Raw genomic sequence first — 21,788 nt, 5'->3', positions numbered from 1 at the left:
ACACAATCTGCAAACCAGGCCACCAACGTCGCGCATGCCGGGCTTGGTCATCTCTTCAGCGTTACGGTGAAGTTGGCTAACGCAATCTGATCCTTGATGACCGCCCGGTGGCGATCTCAGTACGGCCGATCGATCGTAAAGGGTTCATGTTCAGCTTGCGCTTCTCCTTCTGCCTTCTTCAATGCGCTCCGCTAATTCAACGGGCGCGGTCGATGACGCGCCGCTCACGCTCCGAAATGATCTCCTGACTGCCCTGCACGCGAACCGTCTGCTGCAAGACCTGCAGCCGATCCCGCATCGCCTCCAACGCGCGGCGCTGCACCGGCGACACGCGATTGATGACGTCCTTCTCGCCACGCAGGATGGCGTTTCTGCCGAAGCGCTCGTCGAGCGCCCGGCTGACGGAGACGAATTCTTGGGCGATGCGCGGATCGAGAAAACCCGCGGCAATCTCGATCTTGCCCTCCCTCTTCTTCATCTCGGTCGTCAACTGCCGCAGCGCGCCCTCAGCCTGCTGCGACAGACCGGGAATAGCGACCGCCATACGCCGGCGCTCGTCGGCAATAGCCTGGGTTTCAGCCTCAAGCGCAGCGGCATAAGACGCTCCGAGGGAACGGACACGGCTTGTCGCTTCGGGCAGAGCCTGAAGCGCCGCCTTCCGCTCGCGGCCGACAGCAAGCAACTTGTCAATGATGCGATCGGAGCCACGCAGCGCGCCATAGGCCGCCGGATCGTTGCTGACGGCTGCGGCAACCCGCTCGCCGGCAAAGCCCTTCACGACAAGCTCCTCGATCTTGGCGACCGCGCCGGCCGGATCGCGCCAGATGCGCACTGCCGCCTCGGCGAGGACGGCGCGATGATGATTGTAATGGGGAACGGCAAGCGCCCTTTCCCGCGCTTCATCGGCAATCGATGTCTTGAACTCCGTGACGGCGGCAAGCATGGGCAACAGGGGCACTGTCTCCTTTCTGAACTCGACACTTGCGCCGGCGACGATTTTCGAGCGATCCTGCTTTTCTGCGAAATGCTGCTCGTCGCTGAAACGCCTGACCCCCTCGAACAGGCGCACTAGCGTTTCACGGTGGTCAGTGGTGAGATCTGCCGGCATGCGCTCGGCAACATTTCGCTCGGCGATCGGATCGGCCTTCGCGGTGAAGGCAGACCAGCCAAAGCGTGTGGTCAAAGCCTCGTTGACGGCCTTGACCTCCTGAACAAGCAAATGGTCCTCCACGGCATAGGCGAAGGCAGTCTTGTAGGCATCGGCCCCGCCGCGCTCCCGGACCGCCTCGACTTCGACGAGACGCGCCATCGCCTGTTTCGAAAGCGCGGGAATGAACAATGACATATCAGCGCGCCGCTGTCGCTCGCGGATGGCGAAGCGCTCGGCCTGCCTGCGGAACTCGGTTGCGTGCGCGCGCGCCAACGGCAGCAGCTCCGATAAGGCGGCCATGGCAGCGTTGCGCTCGTCGCGGGCGGCGCGGCCATCGATCATCAGATTGGATCCGCACAGGCGGCCAAGGCGGTCGGGCGCCAGGGCAAGATCTTCTGCAATCTTGCGCGGCTCGACGCCCGCACCCGACGCCAGAGCGTTGAGCGCCGACAGCGCGCCATCGGGGTCGCGATAGATTTTCTGCAGCACTGTCCGAAGTATTTCCTCCCGCTCCTTCCACCGTTCCGAGGAGAGCTGCGCAAGACGCGCATCCTCTTCAACGCTGCGGGGGAATTCGGTGGCGGGTGGAATCAAATAGTTCCCACCCAACGGGTTACCGGCGGCGAAGGCTTCTCTGCGTTCCTCCCTGTAGGAGACGCTCCGTTCCCGTTCGATCGCGAAATCGAGCGCAATGCTCGCCCTCTCCCAGATCTTCGCCAGCTGCGACCGCTTCTCCGCAAGCCACGCCGACCGTCGCACCGCGACCTCCTCTAATTCCAAAGTGACCCGGGCGAGCGTCTCGATGCCGCGCCGCCGGGCAAAATCACGGACATGCTCCCGATAGCCTTCCTCGCTTTCGAAATCGAGCGTCGTTGTCTTGGCGCCAGATCGTCCAAGGCGCTCAACAAGCCGCTTGAACACATTCGGCCGATGGCTTTCTTGCTCAATCCTAGCCTTGCGCGCATCGGCAGTTTCGACTTGGGTTCCAGTCCAGACGTTGCGCTCGACCTGACGTTCCTCGAGGCGCTTCTTGCCGGTCTCTTCATCTATGACGGACACCTTTACCGTGACCGTTTCGACGCCATCTTTGCGGAGCGTCACGGTATCGCCTGTTGAGATTCCACCCTGCTCAAGTGCCTTTGGCAGGCTCACGCCCCAAAGTCGGTGAACGGTTCCGTCGTCCGTCTTAACATCGGCGTACGGGCTTTCCTTTGCATCACCATCCTGCGGCCGGAACTTGGCCCACCCGGTGTCCACCAATTCACCGGTGACGCCGGATGCGTGATCGACACGCGGCCTGCGCCCCCATTCCGGCTTCGGTTCAAAATTCTCCCGCGCAGCGTAGAGATCGGCGCGGTTCCGATGCCGGGTCATCGCCACATAGGTCAGATGCCGGTCCATCATTCCGGTGGCGAGCACGAAGGTCCGATCGATGGTCGAGCCTTGAGATTTATGGATGGTCGCGGCATAGCCATGATCGACATTGCGGTAGCTGTCCTCGCTGATCACGACGTCGCGGCCATTATCGAGATGCACCGTCAGCAGCGCGTCTACGCGTTTGTCGCCAGTCGAAATGACCGTGCCAAGCATACCGTTCTTCACATATTGGGGACCAAGCCGCCTTGCGCGCGGTTCGAGGAAGCGGGCGTTTTCGAGGAAAATGACCCGGTCGCCGGCGGCAAACTCGCGAAGTCCACGTGCCGTCTGGAATTGCCGCGCTCCTGTCAGCGCGCTCTCGTCGATCATAACCTTGCGTAAGGCCTCGTTCAGCTTCCGAACGTCATTGTTGGTGTGGGCGAGAACAAGCAGTTCGTCACCGCGAAGACGTTCCGCACGTTCGCCCGCAGCCGATTTGTGCAGCAGTTGACGACGGGCATCGGCCCAATCGGCAACCATGCGGTCGATGATCTCGGCCCGGGTTTCGGTCTCGACAATACGGCCCTGCTGGGCGTAGGCGTCGAGGCCCTCTTCGACCTTGCCGCGGGCGAATAGTCGGGATGCCTCGCGCGCCCACGCATCACGCTGGCGGCGCACACCGGCAAGTTCCGCAAAGCCGATCCGTTCTGTGATTGCCCTGAACGCCGCACCCGCTTGGATCGGTTGTAGCTGCATTGCGTCACCGACGAGCACGACCTTCGCTTCTGCCTGCTCGGCAATTCTCAGGACGCGCGCCATCTGCTGCGAGGAGACCATGCCGGCCTCGTCGATCACCAGCACATCGCCACGGCTGAGCTGCTCACGCTCAGCGGCCCAAGCTAATTCCCACGAAGCCAGCGTGCGCGACCGGATGCCGGAACTGTCCTCCAACCCTTCGGCGGCCTTGCCGGCAAGGGCCCCGCCGATCACCCGCCGGCTCTCGCTTTCCCAGGCAACGCGTGCGGCAGCAAGCAGCGTCGACTTGCCCGCCCCCGCAAGACCAACGACGGCGGCGATGCCGTCGTCACGCGTGACATGACGAACGGCATCGACCTGCTCGGAATCGAGCCTGAAGGACTTTTCCGGATCGGCCGTTTCAATGCTTCGGACGGCGGCGGAGACCTTGGCAGCGCAGACGGCGAAGCCCGTTCGCACTGACAGAACCTCGGCAGACTGCGCCATATCATATTCGAGGCGCAGGATTTTCCGCGTGGTGAACACCGCCGGCTCTGTCGCCTTGCCCGTTTGGGTGTCGACCTGCTGCGGCTTCAGCAACACGAGATCGCCCGAAACCATAAGCCGCGCGCGGATATTGGCGAAGTCCACTGGATCGTCGACATAGCGGTGCAGCGCCTTGGCGATATCGCGCTCATCAAAGGTGGAGCGTTCGTTGCCGAGCTGCTTGAGGAGAAGCTCCGGATCGGCAAGCAGCCGGTCGGCCATCTCCTGCCGCCGCGCCAGATCAGCCGGCGCGAAATACATCTCGACACCCTTGCGCGCGAGCGCCGCCTTCTCCGGACCGAGGTGTTTCTGTGCGATCCCTTCGAGGCCTTGCTCAGCATAGGAGCGGCCGTCGAGACGGATCTCATGGCCGGCCAGCGCCAGGTGACGGTTGACCGTTTCCGACCAGGCGACCTTCCATGCCTTCATGGTTTCCTTGTCGCCGGCCCAGAGCTTGTAGACGATCTTGCCGTTCGGCCTGTTCGGCGTGACGACACGCAACGGCTCCCCGTCATCGCCCAGGACCGGCACCTTCTTCGGCCCAAACCCCTCCTCCGTGAGGGGCCTGAGCGCCGTCATCAGATGGATATGTGGATTGCCGTCCTTGTCGTGAAACACCCAGTCGGCGATCATTCCTTTCGACGTGAAGTTGTCGCGGACAAATTCACGAACGAGCGCGGTATTCTCCGCTCGCGTCAGCTCTTCCGGCAAAGCAATGATCAACTCCCGCGCAAGCTGTGCGTCCGCCCGCGTCTCAAACGCATCCACCGCATTCCAGAACGCCTCGCTTGCCGCGGCGACGGTCTTCCCCGCCATCGCCGCCCGCAGCCAGCCCGGGATATCGTCCGGCAGCGCCAGTTCCTCATGCACCAGCTCCGACGCGCCGCCACGGTAGCTGAAGGACGTTCCGGCCTGCTCGTCCGTCATCCGGGCGCGATGGCGGTAGGCGGCGGCCGAGACAATACTGCGTCCCGCTCCCCTGCCGATAACCTGCGCTCTGACGAACATGATCGCCACGACTGTCTCCGTCCTCCGAGCAAGTCGCGCCAGCGACGTATATTGCGCCCTCAAACCGGTCGGACCGAAGGACCGATGCCGCGTCTCCGGACGGCGGCCGACGGTCGGAATTCCGGCCGCAACGTTTTCGGGATGGTGCACACTAACCTAGTTTACTATCATTTTACAGACAGTATAATCGACGCAAGTCAGATTTCTCAAACACGGAAGGACACCATGATGGCGACAAAATCATCGATTTCCGATATCGACGCCCAGATCGAGAAGCTGCGTGATCGTAAACGAACGCTGATAGTAAAATCCGCTGAGCGGTTTGCGCGTGCCGCAACAAAATCAGGTCTGGCGGAAATGGAGATCACTGACGAGGAACTTGACGCGGTCTTCGGGGAGATCGCTGCTCGATTTCGCAAAGGAGAGAAGGAAGGGGCCTTTGGCTCGACTGCTTTGCCGCGTCGACAGGCAAGTGGCGGGTCTGGAACGACGGCGGAGGTTTCTCATGACGAGTGAACGAAAGCGCGAGTCCCGCGAGAAAACCCTGCTCGGTGGCATTGTTGCGAGAGCGGGTCTCACGAAGGCCGACCGGGCGTTTCTACTCGGCGGTCTCATCGAACTTGCAAGCGTCGTGCCGGGCACTGCCGAGCATCGGCGCCTGCGCGATATCGGTGAGGAAGCATTCAAGATTCCCGCGTCAAAGGACGGATCACCTCGTATCGCGGAGACGGCGTAATGGCACTGAAGTCAAAACCGCATCCGAGCCTTTTGCTCATTCTCTTGCCCGTCGCTGTCACCGCCTTTGCGGTCTATGTCGTGGGCTGGCGCTGGTCGGTGCTCGCCGCCGGACTGTCCGGGAAGGCGGCATACTGGTTTCTACGAGCCTCACCGCTAGTACCGTTTTTGCTCGGGCCGCTCGCAGGCCTGTTGACCGTTTGGGCCTTGCCGTTGCACCGGCGAAGGCCGGTAGCCATGGCGAGCCTCGTTTGTTTTTTGACAATCGCCTGCCTTTACGCGCTGCGTGAATTCGGCCGACTATCCCCATCCGTGGAAAGCGGCGCGCTATCATGGGATCGGGCGCTGTCCTATCTCGACATGGTCGCTGTCGTCAGCGCAGTCGTTGGCTTCATGGCCGTGGCTGCGGCCGCGCGCGTTTCCGCTGTGGTCCCCGAACCGGTAAAGCGCGCCAGGCGCGGCGCCTTCGGGGACGCGGATTGGCTGCCTATGTCGGCGGCGGGAAAACTGTTTCCGCCGGACGGCGAGATCGTCGTCGGTGAGCGCTACCGCGTCGACAAGGACATCGTCCATGAACTGTCCTTCGATCCAAATGATCGGGCGACATGGGGCCGGGGCGGCAAGGCCCCGCTGCTCACCTACAAACAGGATTTTGACTCCACGCATATGCTCTTCTTCGCCGGCTCGGGTGGATACAAGACCACAAGCAATGTCGTGCCGACGGCACTGCGTTATACCGGGCCGCTGATCTGCCTCGACCCTTCCACCGAGGTCGCGCCCATGGTGATCCAGCACCGAACCCGCGTGCTCGACCGCGAGGTGATGGTGCTTGATCCGACGAACCCGATCATGGGCTTCAACGTGCTCGACGGGGTCGAGAACTCGCGACGAAAGGAAGAAGACATCGTCGGCATTGCCCACATGCTCTTGTCGGAGAGCGTGCGCTTCGAAAGCTCGAGCGGTTCCTACTTCCAGAACCAAGCACACAATCTCCTGACCGGCCTGCTCGCGCACGTGATGCTGTCGCCGGAATATGAAGGGCGGCGAACCTTGCGCAGTCTTCGGCAGATCGTCTCCGAGCCGGAGCCCTCGGTGCTGGCGATGCTGCGCGACATTCAGGAGCACTCGCAATCGGCCTTCATCCGCGAGACCCTCGGCGTTTTCACCAACATGACCGAGCAGACGTTTTCAGGCGTCTACTCGACAGCATCGAAGGACTGCCAGTGGCTGTCGCTCGACAGCTACGCCGCACTCGTCTGTGGCAATGCTTTCAAATCGAGTGACATCGTCTCGGGCAAGAAGGACGTCTTCCTCAACATCCCGGCATCGATCCTGCGCTCCTATCCGAGCATCGGCCGCGTGATCATCGGCTCACTGATCAATGCCATGATCCACGCCGATGGCGGCTTCAAGCGTCGCGCGTTGTTCATGCTCGATGAGGTCGATCTTCTGGGATACATGCGCGTTATGGAAGAGGCGCGCGACCGCGGCCGAAAGTACGGCATCTCAATGATGCTGATGTACCAATCGGTCGGCCAGCTGGAGCGGCATTTCGGGAGGGATGGCGCGACGTCGTGGATCGACGGCTGCGCCTTCACGAGCTATGCCGCGGTCAAAGCGCTGGACACGGCGCGCAACGTCTCCGCCCAATGCGGTGAGATGACGGTCGAGGTGAAGAGGAGTTCCCGTAACGTTGGCTGGGACACAAAAACCGCCAGGGCCCGCCAATCCGAAAGCGTAAATTTCCAGCGCCGGTCGCTGATCATGCCACACGAAATCACCCAGTCGATGCGCAAGGACGAACAGATCATTATCGTGCAAGGTCATAGCCCGATCCGTTGCGGGCGCGCGATCTATTTTCGGCGGAAGGATATGGATCAGGCAGCTAAGGCAAACCGCTTTGTCCAGGTTTAACGTTCCACGCCAAGCCGTACTCATGCTTACTGCGCCGGCCGAACGCGGGCGCATCGAGGCTGGGAAGGAGACCCGTTCGAACAGAGTTGTGCATGACCGTCTACGACGTCTACGGCGAAGTAACCCAGAAAGGGGCATCCGGCTTGAGAGACGGCAGCGCCAGCCGATGCGAGCCAAGTTATGTTCGAGACGCGAGCGGAAATGTCCTTGGGGGGTGGGGCGAATGTCGTTATCTTCAGCGAACGGCTCGAAGGCGAGAATCGGATCGAAGTCAATGAGCCCGAGGGTAGTGTCCCGCGTAATCGGTCGAGTTGGGACCGGTGAACCCCAAATAGATAGTCCGTGAAAATTCGGGGCCCCTTATGCCACTGAGTTAGCGGAACACGTTGCCTTCAATGCACGCCGCTTGGCACCGATGTCTTTTCTGCCAATGAGAACCGTCACGGAAACTGGCGTTTGTTGCATGCGACTTGATATAACCGACGACCCGTCCCGGTAGTGACGTGAGGCGACCTGCTCCACCTGCGAAGGTCGTCCCGACGGCAAACGAAGCCGAAGCCCTGCGGATCAATCGTAACCAACGTCCTGCCGTTTCCTGAAGAGCTGACCATCCGCAAGACCGCGCAATTTGCCTTGTACCGAACTATTCAGACCTCAACGAGCCCCGTCCGACCATTCGACAGGATGCAGACTGTCCCAAAGCGCGCCGTCAGCGGTCTAGACATAGCTATGGCCTCCCTTAGAAGGGAGGCTTGGCATCGATGCGGCCCTCCTGTTCGGCGATTGCCACTTCCAATTCCGCCAGTGCCAGTTCGAGCTCCGCTGCGATCTGAGCGCGCTCGGCCGGGTCGCAGCAGTTCAGCTCGCGGCGCAGTTCCTCGATTTGGTCTTCCAGTGCAACCGTCATTGCCGTCATCTCCTTGGATAATGTGAAAGATGGCGCCCGGTGGTCGCGAGGATCGGGCTGGGTCAAGGATCGCGGGACGCGACCGGCGGAGCCGGCGGGCGGGGGAGCCAAAATGCGAAGCATTTCGGGGGGACCACTCGTCCTTGAGGCGGCAGGATTGCTCGTGACAGACTTGGCTCCCTGAGCAGATAGTTTTTGATCTCGTGTGGCAGGGGTAGCGGACCCGGTGCGGGCTCGATGCCCGCACCGGGTCCTATCGACCATGAACAGTCCGCTTGGGCCGAACGCGTTCAGGGCGCCGGTCCCGATTGGTCGCGACCGGCGTTGGCGGATCAGTTCGGATTATTCCAGAGGATCACCTTGCGGTTCGGATCACCGCCCGGCGCCTGCGCAAGGTTACCGAAGATCACTCCGATCTCCGGAGCCTCCAGCTTCACCGAGAGGTACTCCTCTCCGGTCTGGCGGGCGATACGGTTCCAGGCCGCGCCGATTTCAAAGCCGGTCTTGCGGTGAATGACGCGGTAGTCGGGGGCTTCTTCGCTTGCCTTGTTGGCGTTGGGGATGATGGCGATAGGGGCGTTGACCCGGATCGTGGCGAAGACGCCCTCGAGAGTGCCATCGGTCTTCTGCGTCAGAGCTGCGATCGTGGTTGCCATGGTATTGTCTCCTTCGGTTGCTCGGGACCATTCCCGATGACGCGCGAAGAGACGGCCGATCTGCTGCGGTCATCTCGCACGAAAATTCTGCGAAAATTCTATTTTCCGCAAATAGGCGGGCGCGCTTCGTCCCGCTTGCCGGAAGAAGTGCAAGAAGCCCGCATGAAGAATCCAAATCGAATTTCGCTGAATTTTCGTGCGAGACGTACCCCTTTAGGGGTTGACCGCGAAAGCAGGCGGTCGACTAAAGGGCGACATAGAAACGGGAATGGTCTTGTTGCAACCGAAGCCGGTGACAGACCGTTCAGGCCACCCGGTTCGGCACTGTTTAAGACCGCCGGCACATTGCAACGTGGGCACATCACATCGGTTTGCGCTGTGCCCCCTCGCCCATCTCTGCCAATCGAAAGCAGCAAGGAGCGTCGACTGCCGCCACATCTCTCGGGTGCACGTTGAGACGACAGCGGTGGACCATATTGCCGGAAAGCCGTACTGCAATATCTCGAGACGCTAGGCCCCGCCGAGATCGAACAAGTCGATCTTCGACAATCTTGCCGCCGTCCGGTCTTGGCAGGAGCACAGTCCCCCGACAGATTACCCGTCTGCTTCGATCAGTCGGTCCTGAGCAATCCGGGCTGGCATCGCTTGACGATATCCGGGGTCGCCGACCTGCCTGATCGCCGAGGGCGTCACGCTTCTGGATCTGCAACGCTTTCGAGCCCAGCGCGGTATATAGCGCCGAGCAGTGAAGCTCCTGCCCGCGAGAACTCACCGAACGCAAGGGATCGTCAGGTCGTCAAGGCGCGAAGACTGGTGCAGGCTTCGTGCAGTCGGCTCGCCGGCGAAACAGTGCCCGCTCGGGCAGATCGCCGGATGCGAGTGACCCGTCCTTCCTGGACTGAGGGTCAAAAAGCCGTATATACGCCTCTGTAGATACATAACGGAGGCGACCATGCCCCATCTTGCACGGGTATTCCATTTCGGAAACTCCCAGGCCGTCCGCCTGCCGAAGGAATACCGCTTCAACCTCGAACGCGTAGAGATCGCGCAAGAGGGCGATGCTCTCATTGTCCGCCCGCATATCGAGGCGGGCGAGCCGTGGTCGTCGCTGAAGGCAGCGCTGGCCCGCGGCATGAGTGAAGACTTCATGGAGAGCGGGCGCGAGCAACCGCGCTATCGTCGTCAAGGTTGAGCGCTAACGACGAGGTGACAACCCGTGACGTCGGCAACACGCTGTGCTGTTGTCGGTTCACTGCGCTTTAGCTGTGACAGATGCAGCCGACGGGCCGTTTTGTTTAAGCGTATTCGCATTGTCTCTGTCCGACATGACGCCCGGAGAGCGCTCGTAGCCGAGCGTGTTTCCGCCGATATCTTCGGACGCGTGCTTTCGCAGAAAAACATCTTCCTCCACCGTTGTTGCACGGCGTCCCACTCTATACTATCATATTTCAGATAGTCTGCACGACAGATCCGTGCTACATCGTGACCGACCCTTACAGGCCCCTTGGATGGGCGGCGGAGATGCAACGTGCGACGGTTTCTGATCGGCGACAGGTCGTTCGAAGAGGAATCGAACGAATTCCAGGCTATTCTTCCACGTGCTTACGAACAGGGGCTCCGGCCGCATTGTCAGTGCAAGGAGCCGCCGGTTCCGATGTATATCGCGCAACTTGAGGGCCAGCATTTCGTCAAACGCATGCCGCTTTCCGGGCGCGATCACGACCCGGCTTGCCCCTCCTACACCCCCCCTTACGAGTTGTCCGGCCTCGGTCCTTTAATCGGCAATGCCATCCAGGTCGATGCGAACGGCCGCGCAATCTTGAAGATAGATTTTTCGATGACGAAGAAAGGTCCGCGACCGGCCGCATCTCAATCGGCGGGTCCGTCAGAGCGCGCCATTCGCAGTGAGCCGCAGAAGCTATCGTTGCGCGCAATGTTGCACTACCTGTGGGAAATGGGTGAATTGACCGAATGGCGTTGCTCCTGGGCCGGAAGGCGCGGCTGGGGTCGGGTCCGCACGAGCCTCATGAACGCCGCGTCGCAAATGACGACTCGTGGCGGTCAGCTCAGCGATATGCTGTTTGTGCCGGAAACTTTCCGTCAGGAGGACAAGGAAGCAATTGCCGCGCGCCGAGCGACCGCACTTGCCGGTGCGCTAGCGTCCGGGACAGGACCGCGCAAACTGATGATCGCAGTGGCGGAAGTGAAGGAGTTCATACCCGCACGCGTGGGGCATCGGATCGCGCTTCGGCATCTACCCTTTCCCCTCATGCTTGAACACGAAGCATGGAAACGGCTCAACGCCAAATACGAAACGGAACTGGAGTTATGGCGTTCGAACGATGAGCTGCATCTCGTTATGATTGCGACATTTGGGATTGCGGCATCCGGGGTCGCTGCCGTCGAAGAAGTGGCGATGATGGTGGTGAACGAGAACTGGATCCCATTTGATAGCGTCCACGAACGGTATCTCCTGGAGAAACTGGCTGCGCTGCGACGCAAGTTCGTCAAAGGGCTACGCTTCAATCTCCAGCAGGAGCAACCAATCGTGTCGGTCACCTTGCCGGAAAAGCGGCCCTCCCCGGTCGCGATGTTCATCATCCCGGCCGGTGCAAGTGGGGACTACCAGCGGGCATTGGCGGAAATGATCGAGGCGAGACCAGAGATGACACCTTGGATTTGGTGCATCGCCGAGGGGGACATGCCGAAATTGCCGTGATCGCCAGACTGCAGGAGGGATGGTTATTGTCTTTGTTCAGAGCAAGCTCGTTAGATGGTGAAGGAAGCAGCAAATGAAGGCGTTCATTTCGTAAAGTTCAAAAACAGGCACTGCCTTTCCGGTAGCGCCGCTCAATCTGGTCGAAATCAATCTCAGTCAAACGATAGATGCAGATTCTACGGACAGAGAAAGCGCACGGCGCCACGAGCCACAGCCCATTGCATCCTCGGCAACTTCTTTTCCGCTAAAGGCTGCCAGAAAGCAGAGGCCGTCATGCGGCGAGCCAACAGAGCTCGCTTTGCCGGACGTCCTTTCTGGCCGATTGCCGCGCTGTCGGCAACCGGCAATTCGAAAACTGCTTCCCTGCCGCCGCGGCCGGCCCTCCCAAGCATCACCTCGCAACTTTTCGCTCGCAAGGTGATGATCCTTGGCTGTTCTTCTTGAAAGGGGCGCCTATGCGGCGCCCCGGGCCTCATCCTGCTGGGCCTGTTGTGCATGCATCCAGTCGGCGATCTCCTGGGCTTTGCTGGCGGCAGTGAAGATTGCGCGCCTGTCGGAATTCATCACCTCGATCCACGAGGCAATGTAGCGGGCATGGTCGGGCCGCGGCTCGACGCTGAGGCCCAAGTCGGCGCAAATCATCGCACTCAAGAGCTCGACCGTGCATTCCTCCATCGCATAGGCAGCCGTCCCAAAACGTCCGGAGAGATCGCGGCCCAGGCGGTGGCTGGCGCCAGAAGCATGCCCGCATTCATGGAGCAGCACGGCGTAGTAGGCGACCGCGTCGCGGAAGCACGCGAATCTTGGCATCTGCACCTGGTCCGTAGCCGGGCGGTAATAGGCCTGCGAGCCGCCGTGGCGGATGTCGATGCCGAGAGCCGCGCAGAACCGTTCGGCCCGATCGATCCGCTCAGCCTCGGCCAACACCGGCATCACGGGCGGTGTGTAGCCGTCGACTTGGGCGCAGTTAAAAACCGAATAGCCGCGAGCGAACATGCGGCGTGCGGGCTCGTCAGTTTCGCGATCGCCGTCTTGGTCATCCGCTTTGTCGCGATCGCTGGCCTTCCAGAACACCACAAGGTGGCCGTGCTCGCCCTTGCGAACCTGGGCGCCGAGCGCCTGCCATTGGCGGTAGGTGCCCCAGATGCCGGTGGGGTAGCCCGCCGCGTGCGCCGCGGCCCAAAGTGAGAGAATGTTGATGCCGCGGTAGGTCTTGGTTGAGGCGATATTGACGGGTGTGGTGATGGCCGATCCGTCGTGATGCCAAGGCATCCGGTAGTCGCCAGCGCCGGCCTCGATGGCAGCGATAATCTGGCTGGTGACGCGCTCGTAGATATCGACGGGTGTTTTGCGTGTGCGATCTGTGGTCATGGGTGCCTCCTTCAGTTCGCCCTCTCCGTCGAGGGCGAGGCGGCAGGGGCAGACGCGGGGAGCCTGCCCGTCATACCCTGTTCTCGGTGCTGGTGCGGAACAGGGTTGACGGGCTGGTAGCGTCTGCCACACCCGAGCCCTGCCTCGACGGGCGAGCTTAAGGAGGCGCATGCCATGATCGGCCGCGCGGAAGAAAACGGCCGGGATGATGCGCGCCTCTCAGCCAGCGTCGTCTCGTGGCGCGATTCAGGGGGAAACCCCGGCGTTACCGGAATGGGCCAGTGCCGCAGATCCTCTCGATGACGGCATTCCGGCCGGCGTCCTGCAGCGTCAGCACCTGGCTGTACGGGGCGGGCGTGTGGACGAGGCCGCGCAATTCGGCGATCTCGGTCCCGCGCATGGCTCGAAGCTCGGCTTGAGCGCGCGGACGCGCTCCTTGAGGGCTTTGAGTAGTGATCGCCGTGGGCGGGATTCGGCAGTGCGGAACTCGGCGAGAAGGCCGACCGCACTATTCGCCGTCGCCCGGCTGACGGCGGCTTCGTACGCCAGATTGGAGACGGTGAGCGCCTCATCTGTGCGCTCGGGGCGGCCATCGAGCAGCCGTGCCATCGCTGCCCGCAACGCCGCCTCGCTCTTTGCGCCGAGCGCGCTCATGCTCCGCCCTCTATCTGGGGAGCAATCAGCCGCCACTTGCGTTCATTGTCGCTGCGGCGGCTTCGCGTTGCAACGGCAACAAGGCCTGATTGCATCGAACGATACCAAAGAGCTAATTTACTCAACCAATGAGGGTATTAATGCAAATTATACTATTGAAACAATTCAATTTGTCCTGCAAAATATGGTACATGCATGAAATGCAGGACAAAATCCAATGGTTGAGTACACATCCCCGTATTCAGATGAGCAGCAGCGTGTTCTGATCAATATCGAACAACACTATGATACCTGGATGGCAGCCGAACGTGCTGCGACAGCACTCCCATATGGAATGAAATGGGCGGAAAGATCGGGTAAGGAGTACCTCTATCAGGTCTTAGACCGCATCGGTCATGCCAAGAGTTTAGGCCCGAGGTCGCACGAGACAGAGACTGCCATGGCGAACTACACGTCATCCAAAACCGAGATCAATGAGCGTCGGCAAGCCAGTGCTCAGAAGCTCACAGAAACTTGCGCTCTTTATCGCTCCTTGCGTCTGCCAATGATCCCATCCGAAGCAGCCAAAATTCTCCGCGAGGCGGACCGGCGATCTATGCTCGGCAGCAAGTTGCTTGTGGTGGGCACGAATGCGATGCCTGCCTACAGCATCGAGGCGGGTGGTGAGATCAATGACGCTCCGACCGAAACCGACGATTTCGATATGGCGTGGTCAGCCCTCGTCAAAGAGGACGCAGACCTAGGCGTGATGGCAATGTTGAAAGGGGTGGACAGCACCTACACCGTGAATACAGAACGAACCTTTCAGGTTAGGAATTCAAAAGCATTTGAATTTGAGCTACTGGCCGCCCCGTCGACGGTAGGCAACATGATCAGCAATGACAGGCCCAGCCCGTTGCCGCTAGAGGAACAGGAGTGGCTGCTGTTAGGAACGCATCTGAGCCATGTTGTCGTTGCCCGTGATGGGACTCCCGCTCGTTTGGTAGTACCCGATCCTCGGTATTTCGGCTTGCAAAAACTTTGGATGTCGGTGCAAGAGAAGCGCGACCCACGGAAAAAGCCGAAGGACCGCAGGCAAGGCATGGCAGTGTTGTCGGCAACGAAGGCGGCAATGCCGCATATTTCAATGGATGAAGAATTCGAGAAGACGGTTCCAGCAGAACTCCAACCTTTCTATGAGGCGTGGAAGGTGAACTATATCGAGCCACCAACGCCCCGCTGGAGGTAGCATCGTGCGCTACGATCAAAGTCACAAAAATCCGCGCATCTGGCATTGACGCAGCAGAAACCTTTGATCTGGTCCGATGCGAAACGTTTCCGATCGTAGCTTTCTTAATGGAGACTCTGGTATCTTGTCCAAATCTTAATCTACTCAAGGCTTTAAACCTTGAGTAGATTCTGCTTAATTTTGATTGGGAAAGTTCAAAAGCATGTGGCCAACAGCACCGACGGACGCGTCCGCCGGGTCCATTGTCACATCTTGAGATGTTATCAGGCGCGCAGTCGCTGCTCAGAATCCTTCGTTTCCACCTGCTCCAGTTCGCGTTCGCGCTTGTTGTAGCGGATCGACGACCAAAGCGAGATGCCGATGAGCGCCGCACCACCAAGGCCGGTAATCACTTCCGGAATGTGGACCAGGGTCTGGAAGTACATCACGACCGACAGGATCAGGATCGCATAGAATGCGCCGTGTTCGAGGTAGCGGTACTCGCTGAGCGTTCCCTTCTCAACCAGCATGATCGTCATCGAGCGCACATACATGGCGCCGATGCCGAGGCCAATTGCGATGACGAAGAGGTTCTGCGTCAGGGCGAAGGCGCCAATGACGCCGTCAAACGAGAAGCTTGCGTCAAGCACTTCGAGGTAAAGGAAGGCGCCGAAGCCGCCTTTTGCCGCCGCACTCATGGTTTGTTGTGAGGCATCGAGCAAGCCGCCGACCACCTCAACCACGAGGAACGTCAGAAGGCCGTAGATCGCCGAATACACGAACGTGTGGACCTCTGCTGGTTCGAGCAGCGTCGAAAAGCCAAGAATAAGGGCGAGAACGAAAGCGATTTCGATGCCCTTGATGGTGGCAAAGCGCGCCATTTTGCTTTCGACCCACTTGATCCAATGCACGTCCTTTTCATGGTCAAAGAAGTAAGTCAGGCCCACCATCATCAGGAAAGTTCCGCCGAAGGCTGCGATCGGCAGATGCGCGTCGTTCATGATGCGCGCATATTCTTCAGGCCTACTTGCGGCGAGAACGATCGCTTCGATCGGGCCGATCTTCGCCGCGATAACGACGATTAGCAGCGGGAACACGATGCGCATGCCGAAGACGGCGATGATGATGCCCCAGGTCAGGAAGCGATGCTGCCACTCGGGCGTCATGTCCTTGAGCTTGTTGGCATTAACGATCGCGTTATCGAACGACAGCGAGATCTCGAGCACCGCAAGCACGGTGCAGATGAAGAAGACCGAGGCCATACCGCCGATGGTTCCGGTCGATTGCCAACCGAGCCAGGCGCCGAGCACCAGGCCCACCACTGTGACAATGAAGGCCCATTTGAAATAGCCGAGTGCGCTCGTATGCGATTGAGGCTGTGTCATCGACGGGCCTCCTTCGCGCGAACGACGCCGGATTCGGTGAAGAAATGTGGCTTTAAAACGGAAATGCGCACGGCCGAAGGGGCACATGCGTGAGGCATGAGATCAGTTTTCATTGGAGCTAATCCGCCGGCTAATTTGCTGGCGGTACCGACATCACGAGAGCGCCGTAAAAACTCTCGCCAGAGGGGCCCGGCACCAGTGTTCATCCCGCGTGCGATGTCTTAAGGGCGGGACCGCTTTCTAATTAGCAGCGTGCGGTGGAACGTCAAGAGGGCGCCTCTTGCTTTGGTGCGCTGTTCGCGCAACGGCGAAATGTCCCGGCTCCTCCAAGGCAGCAAAGTGCCCGCGCCTCAAGGCGCGAAACGTTCTCGGGCGGAGGTGCGGCGTCAGCTTGTCTTGGCCAAGGTGGTTGGACCCGCGCACCACGCAGCGCCGCCGATACCGGTCTTGATGAACCCCTCTTGCTGCTGCGTCTCTCAGATCACAATGCCCTTTGCCATTATAGCGCGAATTATCCGTTGCCGACCCATTGGACGATGCATAAGCTCTGAAGGCGGCGCGGCGTTCAGCCAATGAGGTTACGGATGCCGCTACAAGCCGCCTCAGAGAAACTCCCAAGGGCCAAGAACAACAACCATGACAGTCGCCATCCCCACCATGACGCGTCCCAAGACGCATCTTGCCGTGCTGGTCATTCTGGGTCTCACCCATCTCCTCAATGACCTGATGCAGTCGCTGATCCCGGCCGCCTATCCAATCCTGAAGGATGCCTATGCACTGGACTTCGTGCAGATCGGCATGATCACCATGACCTTCCAGATCGCCGGGTCGCTGCTGCAGCCGGCAATCGGCATGGTGACAGACAAACATCCGGCGCCCTATTCGCCTGTCGTGGGGATGATGTTTACGCTCTCGGGACTAGTGAGCCTCGCTTTTGCCCACAGCTATGCGGTGATTCTCGTCTCGGTCGCCCTGATCGGCATTGGATCGTCCATCTTTCACCCGGAAGCGACACGCATGGCGCGTTATGCCGCAGGCGGCCGGCAGGGATTGGCACAGGGATTGTTTCAGGTCGGTGGTCAGGCGGGTGGCGCGCTCGGCCCTGTCTTCGCTGCGTTGATCATTGTTCCCTGGGGACAGCCGAGCCTCGCCTGGTTTGCCGTTCTCGCGTTGATGGCCATGGCGCTTCTGGTTTGGATCGGCAGCAAACAGCGCGAGATCAGCGCGGCATTCATGGCGTTGCGGGCAGAAGGCAAGAAGGCGGGTGGCGCCGTCCGTCACGCGCCAGCGACGATCGGGGTAGCGCTCGTGGTCCTGACACTGCTGATGTTTACCAAGAACGCCTATGGCGAAAGCTTCCGCTCATTCTACACCTTCTATCTCATGGAGAAATTCGGTCTCTCCATCCCGTCCGCGCAGATGATGCTGTTCATCTTCCTTTTGGCGTCGACCGCGGGCGCGCTGATCGGGGGCATCGTCGGCGATCGCATCGGGCGCTACCGCATTATCTGGATCTCGGTTCTCGGGCCGCTTCCGCTGACGCTGATCCTGCCCCATGTCGATCTCTTCTGGACCGGCGTACTGACGGTGATGATCAACCTGATCATGGCGAGCGCTTTCGCATCCATCCTGATCTACGCCATCGAGTTGCTGCCGCACCGTATCGGCCTCATCGGCGGTCTGTTCTACGGCTTGAATTTCGGTCTTGGCGGCATTGCCGCAGCTCTTCTTGGAATCCTGGCCGATCGCTACGGCGTCGAAACGGTCTACTACGTCTGCTCGTTCCTCCCGCTTGCGGGGCTTCTCGCATGGTTTCTTCCGAAGATTGAAGAGGGCCACCACTGAAGACAACGCAGCGCTGCGTCTTGTGACGAGCCCCGTCGGATCCGGCTCAAGCTCACGAAAGGCCCCGGGGGCCGGCACCTCCTTCATCGGAAGACGCCTTGATCCCCGACCTCCCCATCCCGGAAGGGGAGGCCGGGGGTTCACGATTGCCAGTCGTGTTCGACCGGCGGGGCGAAGCGCACCCAGACCCATTCATTCGTAAATCTTATGATTCCATATGCACACGGCAATGGATCAACCGGGCGGAATGTGTCATGGCGTGCGCAACTTGCTGAAGGCCCCAACATGACCGTGATCACTGCCCCCCTAACCGCCCCGAACGCTGAGCGAACCGGCGTCCTCATCATGCTGCTCGGCATGCTGATGTTCTCGCTGAACGACGTCATGGGGAAATGGCTGGTCGCAACCTATTCCGTCAGCCAATTGATGGTTATCCGTAGCATTGCAGCACTCCTGTTCCTGTCGCCCTTCATCCTCAAGCGTGGTCTGCGCTCGATGTTCAAGGTGGAGCGGCCGGGTCTGCAGGCGCTTCGCTCGCTGCTTTTTGCCATCGATGCCTCCGCCTTCTATTTCGCCGTCGCCTATATGCCCCTTGCCGATACCATGACCTACTGGCTGGCGGCGCCGATCTATGTGGCTGCCGCCTCGCCGTTCCTGCTGGGCGAAAAGGTTGGCTGGCGGCGCTGGACCGCGATCCTCGTCGGCTTCGCTGGCGTGTTGGTTGCGCTCGAACCCTCCAAGGAGAGCTTCAGCCTGCCGGCGCTGATTGCGCTTGCAGGCAGCACTGCTTTCGCCTTCGCACTGATGCTTGGCCGTACGCTGCGCTCGACGCCAGACACCACTCTCGTCTTCTGGCAGATCGTTGGCGCGTTGATCTTCTCGCTCGTCGGCGTTGCCGCCAACCCTTCCGGCTGGGCGCCTGTCGATGGCGAGGCGCTCGTGCAACTCGGCATGCTCGGGATCGTTGCGATGCTGGCGCACATCCTGGTCAACCGCTCGCTCAAGCTTGCCGATGCCGCCACCGTCGTGCCCTTGCAGTACACACTGCTTTTCTGGGCCGTGGTCTTCGGCTGGTTCTTTTTCGGCGACACCCCCCGCCCGACCGTGATCGTCGGGGCGGCATTGATCGTCGCCTCGGGCCTCTTCATCTTCTTCCGTGAGCAACAACTGAAGAAGCGGCAGGCGAAGGCCTGAGCAATCAGGCGGGGTTTCGTTGAGCATCACACTCTGCTACCCGCCCGCAACAAACGCTGAAAGAGAGGCAGATGGCTAAGGTGATCCATTCGATGATCCGGGTTCTCGACGAGCAGAGGTCGGTCGATTTCTATCGCCTGGCCTTTGGGCTTGAGGTCGCCGAAAGGCTGGACTTTGAGACCTTTACCCTCGTCTATCTCAGCAATGAGGAAAGCGAATTCGAGCTCGAGCTGACGATCAACAAGGATCGAAGCGAGCCCTACGCACTCGGTGATGGCTATGGCCATCTGGCGCTCTCGGTCGACGATCTCGATGCAGAACATCAACGTGCCGCCGATGCGGGGCTCGACCCGGGCAAGATCGTCGCATTCAACCGCGATGGCGCACTGCTCGCGCGTTTCTTCTTCCTGGTCGATCCCGACGGCTACAAGATCGAGGTGCTTCAACGCCACGGGCGTTACAAGTGACACTTCAGCGAAACTGGCAATCAACCAAAACAATACCGGTTATCGCGCCTATCTATTTCGCTTATAGGCCAGAGCGACATAGTCTTCCCCAGAAGCATCAAGAATGATGCAAACAAAGGGGAACGCGAATGAAGAAGCAGATTGCAGCAGCCATCCTGGCCATCATGGCAGCGACCGCGTCGTCGGCTCAGGCCGCAGAAAAGATCAAGATCGGCACGGAAGGCGCCTACCCTCCCTTCAACTTCATTGATCCAGCCGGCAAGATCGGCGGCTTCGACGTGGATATCGGGCTTGCGCTCTGTGAGCACATGAAGGTCGAGTGCGAAGTCGTCGCCCAGGACTGGGACGGCATCATTCCCGGTCTGCTTGCCAAGAAGTACGACCTGATCATCGCCTCGATGTTCATCACCGAAGAACGCAAGAAGCAGGTCGCCTTTACCAATCCCTACTATCTCGCCGCAATGACGCATGCGGCGCCTAAGGGCTCCGGTATCACCGAGTTCACCAATGAGGCCCTCAAGGGCAAGGTGATCGGCGCGCAGTCCGGTACCACCCAGGCCGAGTACATCACCGCCACCTATCCCGATGCCGAGATCAAGCTCTATCCAACTCAGGACGAAGCCAATCTCGATATGGTCAATGGCCGCCTCGACCTGCAGGTCGGTGACATGCTGCCGCTGTTCGACTGGGTGACGAAGAACGCAGATGGCAAGAACTGCTGCGAACTCATCGGCGAACCGATTACCGACAAGAAGTTCGTCGGCGATGGTGTCGGTATCGCCGTTCGCCAGGAGGACAATGACCTGCGCGAAAAGCTCAACAAGGCGCTCGACGAAATCCGTGCCGACGGCACCTACAAGAAGATCAACGACAAATACTTCTCGATCGACGTCTACACGATGAAGTAAGGGCCTGGCCTGGGCCAATTCCTTGAGAAATCCGACCGCGCCCCTCATGGGCGCGGCCGGCATATAGCAATCACGCGTCGCACGTTGGCGCGTGACCACGCCTAGTTCAGGATGGTGACTCCAGAGCACGTCGCCGTCCACACCCTCAGAGCCTGAATGGTAGATGGGATCCGCGGTTGGCGGATAGAAAAACAGGCGCTAAACCTCGTTCCTGAGCGATCTGATTTCACTTCGACCGGGAAACAATAGGGACCGAGGGGTTGGCATGTTTAATCTCACCGGAAAGACGGCGCTGGTCACCGGCGGTGGTCGCGGGCTCGGCCTTGAAATGGCAAAGGCACTCGCCGGAGCCGGCGCTGCGGTTGCGATCAACGGTCGCAACCGCGAGACACTTGAAGCTGTGCGCGGGCAGCTTGCCCAAGATGGCATCGCACTGGATGTCGCTGCGGGCGATGTCGCGACGGATGCGACACAGATCGTCGACGCGGCTGTAGCAGGGAAAAGGCAGCTCGACATTCTGATCCATGCGGTCGGCGAGCGCGACCGGCGTGGTACCGATGCCATGGATCCCCCCTCCTTCGCTGCTCTGATCAACGCGGATCTGACAGCCGCTTACGGGATGGCGAAGGCTGCGCTTCCCTACCTTCGCCGCTCCGTTGCCGGGCGGCTGATCTTCGTTACCTCCATCGCCGCCTTCGCCGCGCGCCCCGGCGACCCAGCCTACACCGCCGCAAAAGGCGGTCTTGAAGCGCTGACCCGTTCGCTTGCAGTCGAACTCGGCTCCGACACATTGACAGTCAACGCGATCGCGCCCGGCTGGTTCGCGACGGAAACCAATGCGGCGCTGGCCGGCGATCCGGCGCTCCAGGCATTCGTTGACATCCGCATCCCGCTGAAACGCTGGGGCCGACCGGAAGAGATTGCGCCAGCGGCCGTGTTCCTGGCTTCGCCCGCTGCAAGTTTCGTCAACGGCATCACACTGACAGTCGATGGTGGCATGACCGTACAAATGTAGCCGGCGTTCGCCCCAA

18 protein-coding genes are annotated in these 21,788 nt (G+C 60.3%); 12 read left to right on the top strand and 6 right to left on the bottom strand.

Going from position 1 to position 21,788, the window contains the following annotated elements; translation table 11 throughout:
- Positions 1-196: 196 nt before the first annotated feature.
- Positions 197-4,804, bottom strand: coding sequence for a Ti-type conjugative transfer relaxase TraA (gene traA, locus PWG15_RS24115; protein WP_275026577.1), 4,608 nt, complete (start codon positions 4,802-4,804; stop codon positions 197-199).
- A 219-nt stretch (positions 4,805-5,023) separates the two neighbouring features.
- Between traA and PWG15_RS24110 the strand changes: the two genes are divergently transcribed.
- The 3 genes from PWG15_RS24110 to traG are packed head-to-tail and all read left to right on the top strand — an operon-like array spanning position 5,024 to position 7,444.
- Positions 5,024-5,311, top strand: a complete 288-nt coding sequence (locus tag PWG15_RS24110; RefSeq protein WP_275027193.1) for a TraC family protein — start codon at positions 5,024-5,026, stop codon at positions 5,309-5,311.
- Complete coding sequence (locus PWG15_RS24105; protein ID WP_275026576.1) at positions 5,301-5,531, top strand: conjugal transfer protein TraD; 231 nt, start codon at positions 5,301-5,303, stop codon at positions 5,529-5,531. The genes PWG15_RS24110 and PWG15_RS24105 overlap by 11 nt, the downstream gene beginning before the upstream one ends.
- Positions 5,531-7,444: a Ti-type conjugative transfer system protein TraG gene (traG, locus tag PWG15_RS24100; RefSeq protein WP_275026575.1), complete on the top strand. Its 1,914-nt coding sequence runs from the start codon at positions 5,531-5,533 to the stop codon at positions 7,442-7,444. Before PWG15_RS24105 ends, traG begins: the two co-directional genes overlap by 1 nt.
- A gap of 739 nt (positions 7,445-8,183) precedes the next feature.
- Here the strand turns inward: traG and PWG15_RS24095 are convergent.
- Positions 8,184-8,351 (bottom strand): hypothetical protein, encoded by a 168-nt coding sequence (locus tag PWG15_RS24095; RefSeq protein WP_275027301.1) that lies wholly within the window; start codon positions 8,349-8,351, stop codon positions 8,184-8,186.
- 332 nt (positions 8,352-8,683) lie between these two features.
- Positions 8,684-9,007 (bottom strand): DUF736 domain-containing protein, encoded by a 324-nt coding sequence (locus tag PWG15_RS24090; protein WP_275026574.1) that lies wholly within the window; start codon positions 9,005-9,007, stop codon positions 8,684-8,686.
- 952 nt (positions 9,008-9,959) lie between these two features.
- Between PWG15_RS24090 and PWG15_RS24085 the strand changes: the two genes are divergently transcribed.
- The 3 genes from PWG15_RS24085 (at position 9,960) to PWG15_RS24075 (ending at position 12,170) form a co-directional block, all read left to right on the top strand.
- Entirely contained in the window at positions 9,960-10,199 is a 240-nt protein-coding gene (locus PWG15_RS24085; RefSeq protein WP_275026573.1) for an antitoxin, read from the top strand.
- Positions 10,200-10,535: 336 nt separating this feature from the next.
- Entirely contained in the window at positions 10,536-11,726 is a 1,191-nt protein-coding gene (locus PWG15_RS24080; protein WP_275026572.1) for a DUF1173 domain-containing protein, read from the top strand.
- A 54-nt stretch (positions 11,727-11,780) separates the two neighbouring features.
- Entirely contained in the window at positions 11,781-12,170 is a 390-nt protein-coding gene (locus PWG15_RS24075; RefSeq protein ID WP_275026571.1) for a hypothetical protein, read from the top strand.
- A gap of 9 nt (positions 12,171-12,179) precedes the next feature.
- Here the strand turns inward: PWG15_RS24075 and PWG15_RS24070 are convergent, their stop codons facing one another.
- Positions 12,180-13,097: an ArdC family protein gene (locus PWG15_RS24070; RefSeq protein ID WP_275026570.1), complete on the bottom strand. Its 918-nt coding sequence runs from the start codon at positions 13,095-13,097 to the stop codon at positions 12,180-12,182.
- 265 nt (positions 13,098-13,362) lie between these two features.
- Positions 13,363-13,497: a hypothetical protein gene (locus PWG15_RS24065; RefSeq protein ID WP_275026569.1), complete on the bottom strand. Its 135-nt coding sequence runs from the start codon at positions 13,495-13,497 to the stop codon at positions 13,363-13,365.
- Positions 13,498-13,968: 471 nt separating this feature from the next.
- On the opposite strand from PWG15_RS24065, the gene PWG15_RS24060 reads away from it, so the two are divergent.
- Positions 13,969-14,979, top strand: a complete 1,011-nt coding sequence (locus PWG15_RS24060) for a GSU2403 family nucleotidyltransferase fold protein (RefSeq protein ID WP_275026568.1) — start codon at positions 13,969-13,971, stop codon at positions 14,977-14,979.
- 263 nt (positions 14,980-15,242) lie between these two features.
- On the opposite strand, the gene PWG15_RS24055 is transcribed toward PWG15_RS24060, so the two are convergent.
- Entirely contained in the window at positions 15,243-16,343 is a 1,101-nt protein-coding gene (locus PWG15_RS24055; RefSeq protein ID WP_275026567.1) for a DUF475 domain-containing protein, read from the bottom strand.
- 636 nt (positions 16,344-16,979) lie between these two features.
- Between PWG15_RS24055 and PWG15_RS24050 the strand changes: the two genes are divergently transcribed.
- From PWG15_RS24050 to PWG15_RS24030, 5 genes are all read left to right on the top strand, one after another.
- Positions 16,980-18,188: an MFS transporter gene (locus PWG15_RS24050; protein WP_275026566.1), complete on the top strand. Its 1,209-nt coding sequence runs from the start codon at positions 16,980-16,982 to the stop codon at positions 18,186-18,188.
- A 285-nt stretch (positions 18,189-18,473) separates the two neighbouring features.
- Positions 18,474-19,382, top strand: coding sequence for a DMT family transporter (locus PWG15_RS24045; RefSeq protein ID WP_275026565.1), 909 nt, complete (start codon positions 18,474-18,476; stop codon positions 19,380-19,382).
- A gap of 71 nt (positions 19,383-19,453) precedes the next feature.
- A complete protein-coding gene (locus PWG15_RS24040) occupies positions 19,454-19,849 on the top strand; it encodes a VOC family protein (protein ID WP_275026563.1) in 396 nt (131 codons plus the stop codon).
- Positions 19,850-19,977: 128 nt separating this feature from the next.
- Positions 19,978-20,757: an ABC transporter substrate-binding protein gene (locus PWG15_RS24035; RefSeq protein WP_275026562.1), complete on the top strand. Its 780-nt coding sequence runs from the start codon at positions 19,978-19,980 to the stop codon at positions 20,755-20,757.
- A 265-nt stretch (positions 20,758-21,022) separates the two neighbouring features.
- Positions 21,023-21,772, top strand: coding sequence for an SDR family oxidoreductase (locus PWG15_RS24030; protein ID WP_275026560.1), 750 nt, complete (start codon positions 21,023-21,025; stop codon positions 21,770-21,772).
- Positions 21,773-21,788 lie beyond the last annotated feature (16 nt).

Origin of the sequence: Ensifer adhaerens (assembly GCF_028993555.1) — a bacterium.
Lineage (GTDB): Bacteria > Pseudomonadota > Alphaproteobacteria > Rhizobiales > Rhizobiaceae > Ensifer > Ensifer adhaerens_I.
Note: the sequence above shows the minus strand (reverse complement) of the source record. Positions and strands in the feature narration are given on the sequence as shown.

Coding starts and splice junctions, on each gene's coding strand:
- PWG15_RS24110 (WP_275027193.1), top strand. CDS start 5,024: ATGGCGACAAAATCATCGATTTCCGATATCGACGCCCAGATCGAGAAG.
- PWG15_RS24105 (WP_275026576.1), top strand. CDS start 5,301: ATGACGAGTGAACGAAAGCGCGAGTCCCGCGAGAAAACCCTGCTCGGT.
- traG (WP_275026575.1), top strand. CDS start 5,531: ATGGCACTGAAGTCAAAACCGCATCCGAGCCTTTTGCTCATTCTCTTG.
- PWG15_RS24095 (WP_275027301.1), bottom strand. CDS start 8,351: ATGACGGTTGCACTGGAAGACCAAATCGAGGAACTGCGCCGCGAGCTG.
- PWG15_RS24090 (WP_275026574.1), bottom strand. CDS start 9,007: ATGGCAACCACGATCGCAGCTCTGACGCAGAAGACCGATGGCACTCTC.
- PWG15_RS24085 (WP_275026573.1), top strand. CDS start 9,960: ATGCCCCATCTTGCACGGGTATTCCATTTCGGAAACTCCCAGGCCGTC.
- PWG15_RS24075 (WP_275026571.1), top strand. CDS start 11,781: ATGGTGAAGGAAGCAGCAAATGAAGGCGTTCATTTCGTAAAGTTCAAA.
- PWG15_RS24070 (WP_275026570.1), bottom strand. CDS start 13,097: ATGACCACAGATCGCACACGCAAAACACCCGTCGATATCTACGAGCGC.
- PWG15_RS24065 (WP_275026569.1), bottom strand. CDS start 13,497: ATGCGCGGGACCGAGATCGCCGAATTGCGCGGCCTCGTCCACACGCCC.
- PWG15_RS24060 (WP_275026568.1), top strand. CDS start 13,969: ATGGTTGAGTACACATCCCCGTATTCAGATGAGCAGCAGCGTGTTCTG.
- PWG15_RS24055 (WP_275026567.1), bottom strand. CDS start 16,343: ATGACACAGCCTCAATCGCATACGAGCGCACTCGGCTATTTCAAATGG.
- PWG15_RS24050 (WP_275026566.1), top strand. CDS start 16,980: ATGACAGTCGCCATCCCCACCATGACGCGTCCCAAGACGCATCTTGCC.
- PWG15_RS24045 (WP_275026565.1), top strand. CDS start 18,474: ATGACCGTGATCACTGCCCCCCTAACCGCCCCGAACGCTGAGCGAACC.
- PWG15_RS24040 (WP_275026563.1), top strand. CDS start 19,454: ATGGCTAAGGTGATCCATTCGATGATCCGGGTTCTCGACGAGCAGAGG.
- PWG15_RS24035 (WP_275026562.1), top strand. CDS start 19,978: ATGAAGAAGCAGATTGCAGCAGCCATCCTGGCCATCATGGCAGCGACC.
- PWG15_RS24030 (WP_275026560.1), top strand. CDS start 21,023: ATGTTTAATCTCACCGGAAAGACGGCGCTGGTCACCGGCGGTGGTCGC.